At 51.7% G+C, this 13,473-nt stretch carries 14 protein-coding genes and 1 pseudogene; 11 read left to right on the top strand and 4 right to left on the bottom strand.

Features of this window, described 5'->3' with window-relative positions; genetic code table 11:
* The first annotated feature begins 192 nt into the window (after positions 1-192).
* The 11 genes from EHN06_RS20960 (at position 193) to EHN06_RS20910 (ending at position 11,064) form a co-directional block, all read left to right on the top strand.
* Positions 193-411, top strand: coding sequence for a hypothetical protein (locus tag EHN06_RS20960; protein WP_127334601.1), 219 nt, complete (start codon positions 193-195; stop codon positions 409-411).
* 9 nt (positions 412-420) lie between these two features.
* Positions 421-1,161: a hypothetical protein gene (locus tag EHN06_RS20955; RefSeq protein WP_127334600.1), complete on the top strand. Its 741-nt coding sequence runs from the start codon at positions 421-423 to the stop codon at positions 1,159-1,161.
* A gap of 8 nt (positions 1,162-1,169) precedes the next feature.
* The gene (locus EHN06_RS20950; RefSeq protein ID WP_127334599.1) at positions 1,170-3,203 is read left to right on the top strand and encodes a type IV secretion system DNA-binding domain-containing protein; all 2,034 of its coding nucleotides are present in this window, start codon (positions 1,170-1,172) and stop codon (positions 3,201-3,203) included.
* A gap of 278 nt (positions 3,204-3,481) precedes the next feature.
* Positions 3,482-3,814, top strand: coding sequence for a hypothetical protein (locus EHN06_RS20945; RefSeq protein ID WP_127334598.1), 333 nt, complete (start codon positions 3,482-3,484; stop codon positions 3,812-3,814).
* The gene (locus EHN06_RS20940) at positions 3,811-4,020 is read left to right on the top strand and encodes a hypothetical protein (protein ID WP_127334597.1); all 210 of its coding nucleotides are present in this window, start codon (positions 3,811-3,813) and stop codon (positions 4,018-4,020) included. The genes EHN06_RS20945 and EHN06_RS20940 overlap by 4 nt, the downstream gene beginning before the upstream one ends.
* 12 nt (positions 4,021-4,032) lie before the next feature.
* Positions 4,033-4,326, top strand: coding sequence for a hypothetical protein (locus EHN06_RS20935; protein WP_127334596.1), 294 nt, complete (start codon positions 4,033-4,035; stop codon positions 4,324-4,326).
* A complete protein-coding gene (gene mobF, locus EHN06_RS20930) occupies positions 4,310-7,243 on the top strand; it encodes a MobF family relaxase (RefSeq protein WP_127334595.1) in 2,934 nt (977 codons plus the stop codon). The genes EHN06_RS20935 and mobF overlap by 17 nt, the downstream gene beginning before the upstream one ends.
* A gap of 135 nt (positions 7,244-7,378) precedes the next feature.
* Complete coding sequence (locus EHN06_RS20925; protein ID WP_127334594.1) at positions 7,379-7,747, top strand: hypothetical protein; 369 nt, start codon at positions 7,379-7,381, stop codon at positions 7,745-7,747.
* Positions 7,748-7,966: 219 nt separating this feature from the next.
* Positions 7,967-8,995, top strand: coding sequence for an OmpA family protein (locus tag EHN06_RS20920; RefSeq protein ID WP_127334593.1), 1,029 nt, complete (start codon positions 7,967-7,969; stop codon positions 8,993-8,995).
* A 20-nt stretch (positions 8,996-9,015) separates the two neighbouring features.
* Positions 9,016-10,488, top strand: a complete 1,473-nt coding sequence (locus EHN06_RS20915) for a hypothetical protein (RefSeq protein ID WP_164735661.1) — start codon at positions 9,016-9,018, stop codon at positions 10,486-10,488.
* Positions 10,489-10,569: 81 nt separating this feature from the next.
* Positions 10,570-11,064 (top strand): hypothetical protein, encoded by a 495-nt coding sequence (locus EHN06_RS20910; RefSeq protein WP_127334591.1) that lies wholly within the window; start codon positions 10,570-10,572, stop codon positions 11,062-11,064.
* A 221-nt stretch (positions 11,065-11,285) separates the two neighbouring features.
* Here the strand turns inward: EHN06_RS20910 and EHN06_RS20905 are convergent, their stop codons facing one another.
* The 4 genes and pseudogenes from EHN06_RS20905 to EHN06_RS20890 form a co-directional block, all read right to left on the bottom strand.
* Positions 11,286-11,507, bottom strand: coding sequence for a hypothetical protein (locus EHN06_RS20905; RefSeq protein WP_228257518.1), 222 nt, complete (start codon positions 11,505-11,507; stop codon positions 11,286-11,288).
* A pseudogene (locus EHN06_RS20900) lies at positions 11,500-12,136 on the bottom strand (division plane positioning ATPase MipZ). Before EHN06_RS20900 ends, EHN06_RS20905 begins: the two are co-directional and overlap by 8 nt.
* A 105-nt stretch (positions 12,137-12,241) precedes the next feature.
* On the bottom strand, positions 12,242-12,679 hold the full coding sequence (locus EHN06_RS20895; RefSeq protein WP_228257517.1) for a helix-turn-helix transcriptional regulator: 438 nt from the start codon (positions 12,677-12,679) through the stop codon (positions 12,242-12,244).
* Between the two features lie 96 nt (positions 12,680-12,775).
* Positions 12,776-13,111, bottom strand: coding sequence for a DUF6957 family protein (locus tag EHN06_RS20890; protein ID WP_127334590.1), 336 nt, complete (start codon positions 13,109-13,111; stop codon positions 12,776-12,778).
* Positions 13,112-13,473 lie beyond the last annotated feature (362 nt).

Below are 13,473 nucleotides of genomic sequence, written 5' to 3'. Positions count from 1 at the left end.
AACTTCACCCCCGCACCTGAGCCAGCGGATGAAGTGAGACTCAACGGCCCGCTTGGTGTGTTTGGTGTTTCGTATTCGGCCACGGATAGAACCCGATTCTTCTGTGAGCACCAGTCGAGTCTATCTGATGCTGAGTCGGGTTATGGACTGAATGGGTGCGGCTTTCTCCTGAAACTCAATTAAGGACCCGTTATGGATAACCAAGAAAAAAAGCCGAAGCCGAAATCGAAAAACGCTGAATACGTGGCGCGATTCCGGGCAAGACAAAAAGAATTAGGCCGCACAGGTCGGCAACTTTATTTAACCGATCAGGAGTTTGAGCAGGTGAAAACCTTCCTTAGAGCATGGCGCGAGGCAAAGCGCCGGAACGCCAAGGATGGCTATGAAAATCTAACTGATGACGATCTGTAGAGGTGTGATATGAACGAGAACGAAATTCACGAAAAAGAAAGCTCGAAACATGATTTTGATGCCATGGCTTGGGTTAAAGCATTGGTTGTCGCCGTGGTTATGTTGATGATTGGTGCCGCCATCTTTGGTGCCAGCAACATAATTTTGCCTGCAGCCATCTCCTCAGTTGGTGTTATCGGCTTGATCGCGCTGCGATCAAAGCGATTTTTGGTGCTTGCAGCGGCCTTCCCGATCGGGAGCGTGTTGGCTCTTTTGATCGGTGACAACGCATTTGCAGCGTTGCCGATGTACCCCGCTTTTCTTATGTCACCGCTCATTCATGTTAAGCGTTCCGAAAAAGTCCTGGTATGGCGCCACCGAGTGGGTCTCTCTCTTTGGTTGATGGCTGCTTTGGGAGGTATTTGGACCCTGGTTGCAGGCACTGGAAATACCTTGCTGATTCTTGCTGTCTGCGCTGCCTTAATGATGATCTCAGCTTATTTCACTAACCCGAATCTGAAGAAGGAAACTGAGCACGATAAGTATGTTTTCTTCTTGATCGCTTTCCTTGGGTTGTCCGCCCTGGCGAGCTACTGGCTGGTTCCTGACCTTTTCAAGTACCTGATGGGTGCAACAGTTTTGCTTCTCGGGGTGACGGTTCTAGTTATCGTGACTGGCATGTGGAAGTACTACCTCTCCCGCTTCTTGGAAACAACAGGAGCTGAGCAAGGTGAGGCCGGTATGGTTCGTGGTATCAAGGTCAAGCGCTGAGGTTTTTCATGATCTACGTCTGGCTTTTGGTGTTTATGGTCATGGGCATTCTCGGTTTCTTTGGTGGCCTGTATGCCTTCCTGGTCATTGAGGGTACTCCGATCCACGAATTCCCAAAAGAGCAGATTCTGACGATCTCAGGGGCGCTACTCTTTGAGTACGCCCCTCGGCTAGCGAACTCCTGGCTGTCTGACTACACCGTCACTATGGGCCAGCTAGACATGAAAATGGCCTTGGTACATAAGCACTTTCTGAACGAAAAAGCCGCCATCTTTGGTGTCTTGGGATCTTCAATATCCTTGGTAGTTAGTGTCTTTTTGGTGCAGCTCAAACGACTCTCCCAAAAGAGGCCAGCAAATGAAACAACTGCAAAGGTAGAACCTTCCGATTTAGAGGAGGAGTCTCGAGCGGTTCTGAAAATTGGTACTCGAGAGATCCCCTACGAGTACGAAGCAGAGCATTTAATCGCTGTTGGTGCTACGGGGGTTGGAAAATCCCAGGCAATCCGAGCCGCTGTGAAAGTGGCCAGAAAAAGAAAAAACCCCGCCTTGGTTTTGGATATAGGCGGAGAGCTTACCAGTCGACTATATCGGCCTGAGAAAGACTTCATCATTGCTGCCCATGACGCTCGATCCGTCGATTGGTCGCCTTTGGCGGAGATGGAAGGGGATTACGACGCAGAGCGGCTAGCTGCAGCCATGATTCCCTTGGGTCACGGCGGTGACTCTGAAGAGTGGGCACGCATGGCACGGATCTATGCTGAGGCCGTTTTAATGGCGGTTTTTGATCGCCATAGCGATCAAAAACCGGCGACAAATACGCGCCTCGCCGCTCAGCTTTCGAGTGCCGATCCCAACGAGCTTCTGGAGATTGTAGGCGACGATAGTCCGGCGGCTGGTCTGCTTCGGCCTGGTGCAGAGAGAATGCTTGCAAGCGTTGTCGGTACCGCAACAAGTAAAGCATCGGCGCTTCGCTCTTTACCACCAGAGGGAGGGGTTAATGGGTGGTCCATTAAAAAATGGGTTTCAAAGGTTTGCGATACAGATCTACCGAAAGATGATCGCGACAGCTGGCTTTTTGTTCCCATTCCTCACGAATACGGCGACTCCGGAAAACCACTCGCCTCTATTATTGCCGGCTTTGTTGTTCAGTCGGTCCTCTCAATGCCGGAGTCCGATCGCCGCCTGTGGTTTTTCTGTGATGAGCTCGGCCAGTACCCGCAGATTAACGCGATGTCTGAAGCTCTTACTCTCGGTCGTAAATATGGCCTGTGCTGTGTGCATGCAGTCCAAACCGTTGACCAGCTTGAAAAGCATTACGGTCGAAATGGTTTCGTTGAATTGCTGGCCAACTACGGCGCAAAAATCATGTTCCGCCAGGGAGACGATCGCAGTGCGGAGTGGTCTTCACTTCAGATCGGAGACGCCCAGGTCCGTCGAATCGTCATCAACACGTCAACCAGTGAAAGTGGGGCAGGGGCGAGTTCCTCGACGACCACCTCTGAATCACAGCAGGAGCAATACAGCATTGAGCGAGAGATTCTTCCCGCTGAGTTTATGGGGTTGCCAAAACTCCACGCTTGCATAAAAACCACCTCCAAAGCTGGCGAGGCGTTTTTTTCTGATATCCCCTATCTCGACATAGGGCCACAAAAAGAGCCCGCTTTCGTCCCACGAAAGCGGGCTCGAAATCCGCAGAAACAGACCTTGATTGAACCCGAGGCTCCTGAAAAGACTGAACGAGAAAATACCCGACTCCCCAAACCTTCTGATGCGGATTTTGATGATATTGAAAGCCTTTTCAATGCGAAGAATGACCAGGAGAAACTTCCTGACGTTAACCAGGAAGAACCACCCAAATCTGAAAAAGATGACGATAAAACGCAGCGGGTCATGGACGCATTAAATGCGGGCATAGAAATCGCTGCAGGTGGTGCCGAAGATCCTGATGACCTGGAGAAGGAATCCAAGGATGGCGGCCGTCAAAGTGCCAACAAATCTCAACAGCTCCGCGCGATTTTATCGAACTATGACCGCGGCTAATTCCCCTGATTTTTTTCAAAAATCAGGGGCCCAAGTTGCGATCTGGTTTTGCCAACGGGTTGGCAAAACGTTGGTACGATTGAAGCGAACTTCGTTCCCTTCAATCTATCACACACCATGCACTGCGTGCGGCGTGTGGTGCAGCCCTAAAGCCTTGTGCCACATGGCTTAGGGCGTTATCAGACTGTTAACAGAAAAACAGCTATAAACGATTTAAGTATCTGTTTTTAAATGTTAACACCAGTTATCACTAAATATTGCAAAAAATGGAGTTGAAAATGGGTCAAACACCGAAGCAAATCCGTCAGCAAATCGAAAAAATGGAAGCCAAACTGGCAGCCGCTGAAGCTGCTGAAAGAGAGAAGGTTGAGAAGAAGATTCTTCGCGCAGCGACGCGATCTGGCCTGGTAAAAACCGGCCTGACTACCGCCGAACTTACCGAGAAATTCGCCAAGATTTTGGAAGAAGAACGAGACAATTCTTCGCCAGAAATGGAACTGAAGCCAAGCGTTCAACCTAGCCAAAACGGGTCCGACAAAGAAGTCGATCGAACTCAAAACCGTGACCAAAACGCTCCCACATTCAGCAGCCAATCAGGACCGAATCTATGAGTAAAGAAACAAAAAAAGTCACTCTGATTTTCAGCGCGGAAGAAATTTCCGCGCTTCAACGAATCAGCTCGATCAGTGAAGAAACTGCCGTTCGAATCCTCCTTCACAGGCACATGGAGGGGGAGGATATTGAGAGTAAAATTGCACGGGCTATTGGCCCGCTGGTCGATGAAATTTTCGACATTCGTTCAAAGCTTCGCGTTTAAAGAGAGGGCGTGATGGTCAGTAAAAAAACCTTTTCGGTTGGAGTTCGATTGACTGCGGAAGAGAAAGCGACTCTGCAAAAAATAGGTGCTTCCAGTGATTCGGAAGCGCTGCGAATTCTTATCCAGGAGCATGCCCAAGGTGAGCATATAGAAGAAAGAATTTCGAGAGCAATCGAGCCTCTTCAAGAAAAAATCGACACTTTAGAGGCTGGCATCAGGGAGGCTGTTTTCAAAGAAGTAGGGAAAGCTCTCGATCTCGTTATTGGTCATTACGAAAGGAAGCCTAGCCATGAGGAACACCGTTAAGCTCGGCAGTGTGTCCCATGCTGAGAGTTATTATGATCACGATGACTACTATCGAGAGAGCGGTGAAGCACCTTCGAAGTGGCTCGGTAGTGGCTCGGATAGGCTGAACCTTTCTGGTGAAGTTAATCGAGAAGGGTTTGCCGAGTTGCTGCGCGGCAAGATGCCCGACGGTTCTGTTTTGGGAACTGTCCGGAACGGAAAAGTTGAACGTTGTCCGGGATGGGAGGCCACTTTCTCAGCCCCGAAATCGGTCAGCCTTGCGGCGTTGGTAGGTGGCGATCATCGTTTAGTAGATGCGCATGATAACGCGGTAAAAGAGGCGTTCGAGTGGCTGGAGGAAAATGTTGCCCAGACTCGAATTCGAGAAGGAAATCAGATTACCAGGGAAAGAACGGGAAATTTAATTGGAGCCAGCTTTCGACACAGCACAAGTCGGGAAATTGACCCGAATCTTCACACCCACAGCCTGATCGTAAATGCGACTCAGGACAAAGATGGTCGCTGGCGCTCTCTCGATTCCCGTGAGCTTTATCGGGTTCAGTATGAGTCCGATCGTGTCTATAAGCAGGCGCTAGCGCGCCAAGCGAGGGAGCTTGGTTACGACGTGGAGCGCACCGAGCACGGGTTTGAGTTGAGCGAGTTTACGAACTCACATCGGAGCGAATTCAGTGATCGCTCTAAGAATATGGACGAATGGCTGGAGCGGCGAGGTTTAACCAGGGAAACAGCTAGTAGGGCCATGAGAGAAAAGGCGGCACTGGCGACCCGTAAAAGCAAACAAAAAAATGTGGATAGGGAGGCCATGAAGGCTGACTGGCGAGAGCGAGAGCGTGAGCTTGGTGTCGATTCTCGCTCTATTGTAGAGGCAGCTAAAACTCGTGGCGCTGATCGGTCAGCCATCCAAAAAGAAGCAGACCAGAGTGCCGAAAGTGCTATTGTATCAGCAGCTAAAAGCCTTGGAGAGCGACAGAGCCGATTTACCAAAAGTGAGCTCGAGCGTGAAGCGCTTCGGGTGGCTTACGGAAGCCCGGCCACGAACGGCGACATAAAAGCGGCCATGGCCAAGGCTGCAGAAGCCGATCGGTTAATACCTCGAACCGTCGCCACTGAAAATGGACAAGAAACCGGCTACACCACCGTTGAAGCAATGCGGAATGAGTACCGCATGTTGTCCGCGGAAAAGGCCGGACGAGGACAGGCAGAGCCTCTGAAAACCGTCGAAGACGCCGAACACGCCATTGAGCGAGCAGAGTCCGAATCGCCTTATCCGTGGACGCAGGGACAGAAAGACGCTGCCACCGGAATCATGGCCACCGATCACCGAATTACCGCCGTTCAGGGCTACGCCGGTACCGCCAAAACCACCACCGTTCTAAAAACCATTGCCGCAGAGGCGCAAGCACAAGGCTACACAGTGAAAGGTATGGCGCCGACAAAAAGTGCCGCAGAACAGTTGTCCGAGGGCGCGAACATTGCTCAGAGTGAAACCGTCGCCGCGCACCTGGTTAAAACCCGGTCTGGCCGTGACGAAGGCCCTAAAGAAAAAGAATTGTGGGTAGTGGATGAGGCCTCGATGCTGTCGGCGAAAGATACGCAGGAGCTTTTAAGGGCGAGCGAAAGCGCTAATGCTCGTGTGGTGTTGGTAGGTGACGTTCAGCAACTTGGTAGCGTGGAGGCGGGTGAAGCCTTTCGTCAACTTCAGGAAAACGGCATGGAAACCTTTGTCCTGGATGACGTTGTTCGCCAGCAAAATGCCGATACCCGAGAAGCCGTTTACGCTTCAATCGAGGGTGAAACCGCCAAGGCCATGCAAGCGATTGAGCGTAGCGGGACGATCACAGAAACGCTCGATGAAGGGCAACGCCGCGACGAAATCGCGAAAGAATACCTTTCCCTGGATAAAGCCGAGCGTGAGCAAACACTGGTGATCGACCCAACTCGCGCCGGGCGTCAGGCATTGAACGAGACGATCCGGGAAGGACTCAAGGCCGAGGGCACGTTGTACGGCGAAGAGATCCAGACTAAGACCCTCGAGAAAAAAGACCTCACCAACGAACAGACCAAAGACGCCAGCCGGTACAAGGAAGGCGACCAGGTAACGTTTGCCCGTGACTATCAAAAAGCGGGCATTCAGAAAGGCGAGTATTACGAAGTCGATCGGATCGACTATAAGAGCCAGACCGTGCACCTTAAAGACCGTGAAGGTAATGAGGCCCAGTGGAAGCCAAAGCAGTTTGGTAATGGGAACAAGGTTCAGGCCTACGAGAAGCAGGACACGAAAATTGCCGCTGGCGACCAGATCCAGTGGACGAAAAACGACAAGGATCGCGGCTTAAACAATGGCGATCGACTGACTGTCGATCGGGTGGATAAGGGAACAATCTACGCCAAGGACGCACGCGGGAAGAGTCACACCATCGACACCCAAGAAAAGGGCGGAAAGCACTTCCGGCACGCCTACGCGACAACGGTTCACGCGGCCCAGGGTAAAACGTGCAACCGGGTCTTAGCCAATCTCAGCGGCAAGTATAAGAGCTTGCTCAATATGCGCAGCTTTTACACTATCCTCTCTCGTGCGAAAAACAGCGTTCACCTCTTCACGAATGATCGAAAGGGCGTGGAAAAGCTCATTTCGAGCCGAAGCGGCGAAAAACAAACAGCGCTTGAGAGCGTGAAGGATCGTCAGAAGTCAAAATCGCAGGAGAAGAGCATGCCAGAGAAGCAGCGTGACGCCGGTGCGAGTAACAAGCCCAAAGAGCCAGAAAAGGCCAAGAATCAACGTCCGGAGAAAGAGAAAGGCAGCCGAGACGAGAAGCGCGACGAGAAGTCGCGGGAGTCGTCAGGACGTGACACCGGCCGTTCATTTGATCGAGGTCGAGAAAGAATCCGTGAAAGAGTTCGTGAAATGGGGCGTTAGGCTTGAGCCTAATTGTTCTGACAAGTTTCAGTCAACCGACCTTTACATGTAATATTTTTCGGCGCATACTTACATGTAAGGCTTGGTTGGGCAGGCTTTTATCTAGCAACTGAAACTACAGTAGGAACTGCAAAAATGAACCGTGAAAATTTTTTTGATGATAGTGGTTTCGACAAATTTTCTGCGTGGCTCGAAGAGGTCACTTGTATTTTTCCGTCTAAAGAGATCGTTTCGGCTCAATGGGAGATGACGAGGCGGATGGAAGGAGTTCTGAAACGCGCCGGTGTAACCCTTCATTGCAGCGACATAGAAACCGAGTTCAGTCCTCTCCTGGAAGATCAGTGCCGTCTTCAAGATATACTTATCCGTTACGGCTTCTGTGGTAACAAAGACGCTTATGAAGAGACGCTGAAAGAGACAATTTTATACCAGGAAGTTAGAAATCTCTTATTGAACAACGACCACAAAGTTCCAGTGTGGGAGCAGCCTGTCCACACTTGGTAAAAGAGCAGAGCCGGGCTAAGCCCGGCTCTGCTCTTCTCCCCCCCCTCTCTCCATCTAAATAACAGAACCCTCAATAGCTCCCGGAGCGCCCTAGTCGCATTGCGTCTAAATAGCACCAAAAAAGCATATAATTAGCGCTTGATTGGTGCTAATAAGGTGCTAATATGGTGTTGTTTGGCGTTAGCGCCAATTTGATACCAAGCCAAGAAGGGATTAACCATGAATTTAAGCCGTTTCATAATTAGTGTTTCGATCGCCATGCTGGCGATTTCAGCAAACGCTAACCCCTTTCCTACCGCCGGTTCGATCGGCGCAGAAACCAATCTTTCCCATTACTTTATGGGTGATTCCGGTTCCGGGGCGATTGATGACCTGGAGGATTTCACCGAAATCAGCGTCGCCGGTCGGCGATTCCTGTCCCCGAGCATTTCCCTGGGCCTCGAGGCCGGTTATGGCTCTCTGGAAACGAAGAATCTGGGTGGAGACGTGGATGCTTACCGGCTGGGTAGTGGCGCTCGCTATCACGTCCAGAATCTTGATTTCTATGGTGCTCGGCCTTTTCTGGGTTCTGGCATCAATCTTCACCACTTCGACAGCTCCACCTTCAACAAGGACAAAACTGAAGTATCGGTTTATGGCGAGGCGGGCTTCGAAGCCATGATCGGTGATTCGTGGATGGTGTCGACAGGGGTCCGAGGGCGCGTTGAAGTTGAAGATGCCTACGCTGATACCGTCGTATTCGCCGGGATCACTCGATTGTTCGGCGGGAAGTCGACCGCTAAAGCAGCTCCGACCCCTGTAGTGACCCAGCCCGATCCGGTTGTGGTTCCGAAGGTAGAAGTCGAGCCAGCACCCGAGCCAGAGCCGAAACCGGAAAAAATCATTGCTCAGTTTAGGGTGACTGAGAAAAGCCTTCCGTTCGCATCTGGCAGCGCGGCAATCGGCGCCGGTGCAGACACAAGCCAGCTCTCCGAGTTCGCCACTGCCGTCACAGAGCAGCCTGACCTAACGATCATTATCGAAGGCCACACCGATAGCAGTGGCCCCGCATCCTTCAACCAGCGCCTAAGTCTTGCCCGTGCAAAGGCTGTTGAAGCTGTCCTGGTGAATGAGTTTGGCGTTTCACCGGATTCCATCCTCACCAGAGGATTCGGTGAAACGAAACCGGTCAGTAGCAACGCGACCAAAGAGGGCCGCTCCGAAAACCGCCGCGTCGAAATCAAGCTTCGCGACGACAGCCAATCTTGAGATAAAAAGGTAAAAGAGCCATGAACAATCAAACTTTTGTGATTCTTGCCGTTCTTGCCGGTTTTGGTCTTGCCGGTTGTAACGGCGGCGACAGCCGATTCAGCGTTACCGAACCTCAGTCAGCTCCGGTCGAAACCCCAGAGCCTCAACCAGAGCCGGAGCCGGAACCACAACCTGAACCAGAGCCGGAGCCGGAGCCTGTGCAGCCGTTCCTGACCGATTTAGGCTTCCAAACGTCTGAGCAGGAAGTTATTGAAGGCATCCACATCTTCGGCGGCTTCACCCTGCACGCCTATACAAACAGCGTCAGCGAGGGCTTGGCGAAAGCTTCAGACCCTGAGTCGGGCAGTCTGCCCAGAACGTGGGTTTTGGATCCAGCGGACACCAGTGCCGACCCCCAAATTTCGACCGACGAATTTACGGCCTCGATGCCAGATGAAGCTGTCGCGAACGTTCGCATAGACGCCACGCTCGACTATCCGCTGTTTGTAGACGATCCGAACAGTGCCATTAGTTTCATGTGCGTTGGCGGTGGCGAGCGCTTCTCTGTGGGCACGGGCACCGGTGACAGAACGCCCTTCAACGCCGATCGGAATGGGAAAATTTACACCGGCCCCGCCCATGTGAATTTCTCGCTCAGTCGGTTGGATACGGATTGGAATTCCTTCGATCTTGAGATATCCGGCGCGGATATTCCGATCGACGGCTTTAGCCTCGAGCCTTCTGGCCTTGAGCTTACGCGATGTACCGATCTGGCTTTCCATGGCCTTGAGCGGAATACGGGTGAAAACGTGCTCATTGCCGCGGGCCCCAGTCGAGCTATCCAGGTGAGCGGCGAACCCGATTTTCAGTATTTCATTTCAGAGGATGGCGCTGAGGACAGCTACGTAGAGACGACGGGCACTATATGGGCCAATGTGAAGCCATTCGAAGCTCAGCTTCTGTACGAGAATCGCGATGGGTTTGTCTCCGCCGTGGCGACGAATGCGGGAAGCGGAGCGATCTTCTTTGCCGAAAGCTCAAACGATTCGGGCGCAATCACGATCAAAAAACTGTCTAGCAGTGACGTTGTTGCGGCGGCTGGATCGGCCGAGCAAGTGCCTGTCACAGCGGAAACCGTGGTGACATTCTCGCAAAATCCTTTTTCCCAGGTTATCGAGCCTGGATTGATTGAAGGTCTGGCCGTGGTGACCCTTGATGGTGAAGAGACACTCATTGCGACCCACACCCGAAAAGCGTTCTCTCTGGAGCTGAAGCCAGCGTCAGCGAGCGAGACCGAGATCATTCTGCAGCGGTTTGCGAATCCGGATAACGTCACTCGCTTTTCAGGAACCTTGGCTATTCCCTTGTCAGATCCGGCGTCTGCCCGCTTGCTTGAGGGGCCTGTGGTTAGCGACTGTCTGGGGTTGTTGACGAACCTCAAAGCCGAACCTGGTGTTCTGGCGTGCGCCTCGGGAACTAACCCCAATACTGTCGTACGCTTGCCGCTTTGAGGGCAATTCCTGAACGCTGGGCACCCTAGCGGGTGCCCAGTTTAAAGGCCGCCCGAACGATATTAACCCTCAAGGATTGTTATGGCTTTTGAATATCTCGCGTGGAATCTCGATATGCAGATTATCTGGCATGAGAGCGCCGTCGATTTTAACGACTATCGTGTTAAAGCCCATTTGGCCGCGTTGGTGTATGGTACCGGCTCAACCACTGAGACCATTGTGAATGGTTTTGTCTTGAGTGACCCCCAGCTTCTGACCGGTTATCGAACGGTTCAGGAAGCATGGAATCGACTCGATCGAGAACAGCGGCTATACGTGCTGGCTTTCCGGAACATGCTAAGCAAACGGTTTTTAGGGGAGGAAGAGAACTTCGCGCACCTGGTGTATTCGGAAATGGTGCTCAATGCGTTCATGGAGATTTTGGAGCGTTACGAAGAGACGAACGGGGTAGAGTGGGCTGAGATTCCAATGAATGCCCAGTTACGCTTTGCCAGAGAAGCGAAGACCATGATTGACGAAAAGATCGTTTCTGAGGACAACTCACTGCTCTGGGAAATCCGGAAAGAAGATGAATGACGGATACCAGTTGCCGCCAATTTCACCGTGAAACTGGCGGCAACTATTTAGGAGAGCGCTATTAGTAATTGATAAAATATGACGCTAATACAGTGCTAAAAAGGCGCTTAAATTATGCTAATAAAATACCAAAAAAGCGCCAAATTACTTTTTCTACTAATGAAGCTGTCATAAAAAGAATACCGGTGAATCTGGTGTTTTTTACTCTTTAGCAGCTTTAATCATTGCCCATCGAAGAAAGTTCGACTTCGATCTCCCTGTTCTTCTGACGCCTCTTCGAGAATCTCGTACTCGTATTCATTGAATGGCACGTTGATTTTTTTGTAATCGCGTGGGGCGTTGGGATCGGCTTTCATGGCCTCCCCTCCGTCCGCCTGGTTAGCGAACGCCTCGATCCGATCGGCATCGGTCGAGGTCGCTTCTGGTGAGCGGCGTTTAACCATGGCTCAGTATCTCCGTTACTAGTAATTGAATCTCGGCTTTTGCCTTGCTGTTGTCGGTTTCAACGACGCCCAAGCCTTCACTGACGGCATCTCGATACACTTCCGATCTCGGATCACCGAGCGAAGCGGAGCAATCTCAGGGTAATCGCTCAGGTAGAGGCGCGCCTCTTCAGCCTCACTCACGTTCGGGTTGGTAGGTGTCATCGTGAGTACCCCAAATGCCTTGAGCTTAGGGTTCAAGTCTCGTGCCCCGATGATGATTTCCTGAAGTGTGGGTAACACGTCCAGATCCGGCTGCGAAGGGCGGAACGGCACCACCAGCAAATTTGCAGCCGTCATTGCGGTGCGCAATTCCCTGGAATCCCGTCCTGCTGCATCAACGACGACAAAGCCGTAACGCTTATCCAGGTCGAGCAAGGTTTCTCTTACGTTGTCGTATTTCTGGACGCAGTGAACCGCCGGAACGCCGCTCAACGCTTCCGGTCTTCTGCCCAGCGCGCAGCAGTGGCCTGTCTGTCCGCATCAACCAGAACAACGTCCTTGCCTCGGATAGCGAGCTCAGCCGCGACATTCGTTGCGGTCGTTGATTTCCCGCACCCACCTTTCTGATTTCCTATCAAAAGAATCATAAAGCACCTTTTTAGCACCAAAACAACATCATTTTAGCGCCAATACAACACTAAAACAACGCCGAATATAAGTCATATAACACTGATTTTTCTGATGAAACTAGCTTAGTCATACACCGTGCAAGGTGGAGATACACCCTGGTTGGAGTGCGCCGTGCAAGGTGGAGATACACCTTGGTTGGAGTACACCGTGCAAGGTGGAGATACACCTTGGCTGGAGTACACCGTGCAAGGTGGAGATACACCTTGCGAGGTGCTGGGATTGTTTGAGAGATAGAAGTTAATCTTCGTCTTCATCGGGGAATACAAGTGGATGGTCTCGAGCGTTGGCCGATCAATAACCTTTGCTGAAAGCTCCATCCCAAGTACCGCGAGCACACGCTCAAGATCCGTCAGCCGGCCTGTGTATTTGTCATTTTCAATCTGGTTCACTCGCTCACGGTGAACGTGAGCTTTGATAGCCAGCTCTTTTTGCGTTTTGATGTTTAGACTCTTACGCCGTTGGCGAATCATGTTGCCCAGAGTCGTACCGGTTGCGCCCATGCTTGCCCTCGGAGTGATTATATTTTCACAAATAGGCCGCCGACGCTGCTTTGTTGTTATTCTGTCACTTTTCAAAGCGAAACAAAGTCTCCTCGGTCAAAGACCGACAATTTGCAGGTTGTTGGCAGCCAGAGCTTCAATTTCAGGAGGGCTGAGGCCAGCTCTCAGCCACTTGAAGTGGCGAAGGGCCAGTGACACCCGTTCACCCTCGCCTGAGCCTTCATAGAGGGTATTTTGGGTGCGGAACAGGGAATCGCCCAGCGTTTCGACGATCAGCGTTGAGCACACGTAATCACCAGGCTTAAAGCGATTCTTCCGATCTTCCACCACGATTCCCCAGAAAAAATCGGCCAACGCTTCACCGTTTTTATCCCGTACGGTTACCAGATACCAGTTCTTCGCGATTGTCTGAGGGGTTGGCGTGTCTGACATGAGAGGTTTCCTACCAGGTGGTTAGTTCTGCTTACACCATTTTCACGATCAGCACGCCACAAACGCCGATAATCGCCAGGTTATCGGTGATTTCGGGCCGTTGACCTACCAACAGTGGTGCAAAGGTGCGTTAAATGATGAGCAGAACGCGGCGGCAGCTTTGACCGTTATCGACTGTCGTGAGGCGTAATCGGACCAACAGCGCATAGTATATACTATCGGCCCTACCCCCACCCGATCACCAATAGTCGGGCTTGTCGGCGGGTTTCTTGCGGGTTGGCACGCGATCGGGAAACTGGTGAGCGCGTAGCTCCTCTTCAGAAATAGAATGGCGCATCCAGTCGGCGTTTTTGCGAAGCGAG

Origin of the sequence: Marinobacter sp. NP-4(2019) (genome assembly GCF_003994855.1) — a bacterium.
In the GTDB taxonomy this organism is placed as follows: Bacteria; Pseudomonadota; Gammaproteobacteria; order Pseudomonadales; family Oleiphilaceae; genus Marinobacter.
The sequence above is the reverse complement of the archived record's forward strand: the minus strand, read 5'-3'. Positions and strand labels throughout refer to the sequence as shown.

Coding starts and splice junctions, on each gene's coding strand:
- EHN06_RS20960 (WP_127334601.1), top strand. CDS start 193: ATGGATAACCAAGAAAAAAAGCCGAAGCCGAAATCGAAAAACGCTGAA.
- EHN06_RS20955 (WP_127334600.1), top strand. CDS start 421: ATGAACGAGAACGAAATTCACGAAAAAGAAAGCTCGAAACATGATTTT.
- EHN06_RS20950 (WP_127334599.1), top strand. CDS start 1,170: ATGATCTACGTCTGGCTTTTGGTGTTTATGGTCATGGGCATTCTCGGT.
- EHN06_RS20945 (WP_127334598.1), top strand. CDS start 3,482: ATGGGTCAAACACCGAAGCAAATCCGTCAGCAAATCGAAAAAATGGAA.
- EHN06_RS20940 (WP_127334597.1), top strand. CDS start 3,811: ATGAGTAAAGAAACAAAAAAAGTCACTCTGATTTTCAGCGCGGAAGAA.
- EHN06_RS20935 (WP_127334596.1), top strand. CDS start 4,033: ATGGTCAGTAAAAAAACCTTTTCGGTTGGAGTTCGATTGACTGCGGAA.
- mobF (WP_127334595.1), top strand. CDS start 4,310: ATGAGGAACACCGTTAAGCTCGGCAGTGTGTCCCATGCTGAGAGTTAT.
- EHN06_RS20925 (WP_127334594.1), top strand. CDS start 7,379: ATGAACCGTGAAAATTTTTTTGATGATAGTGGTTTCGACAAATTTTCT.
- EHN06_RS20920 (WP_127334593.1), top strand. CDS start 7,967: ATGAATTTAAGCCGTTTCATAATTAGTGTTTCGATCGCCATGCTGGCG.
- EHN06_RS20915 (WP_164735661.1), top strand. CDS start 9,016: ATGAACAATCAAACTTTTGTGATTCTTGCCGTTCTTGCCGGTTTTGGT.
- EHN06_RS20910 (WP_127334591.1), top strand. CDS start 10,570: ATGGCTTTTGAATATCTCGCGTGGAATCTCGATATGCAGATTATCTGG.
- EHN06_RS20905 (WP_228257518.1), bottom strand. CDS start 11,507: ATGGTTAAACGCCGCTCACCAGAAGCGACCTCGACCGATGCCGATCGG.
- EHN06_RS20895 (WP_228257517.1), bottom strand. CDS start 12,679: ATGGGCGCAACCGGTACGACTCTGGGCAACATGATTCGCCAACGGCGT.
- EHN06_RS20890 (WP_127334590.1), bottom strand. CDS start 13,111: ATGTCAGACACGCCAACCCCTCAGACAATCGCGAAGAACTGGTATCTG.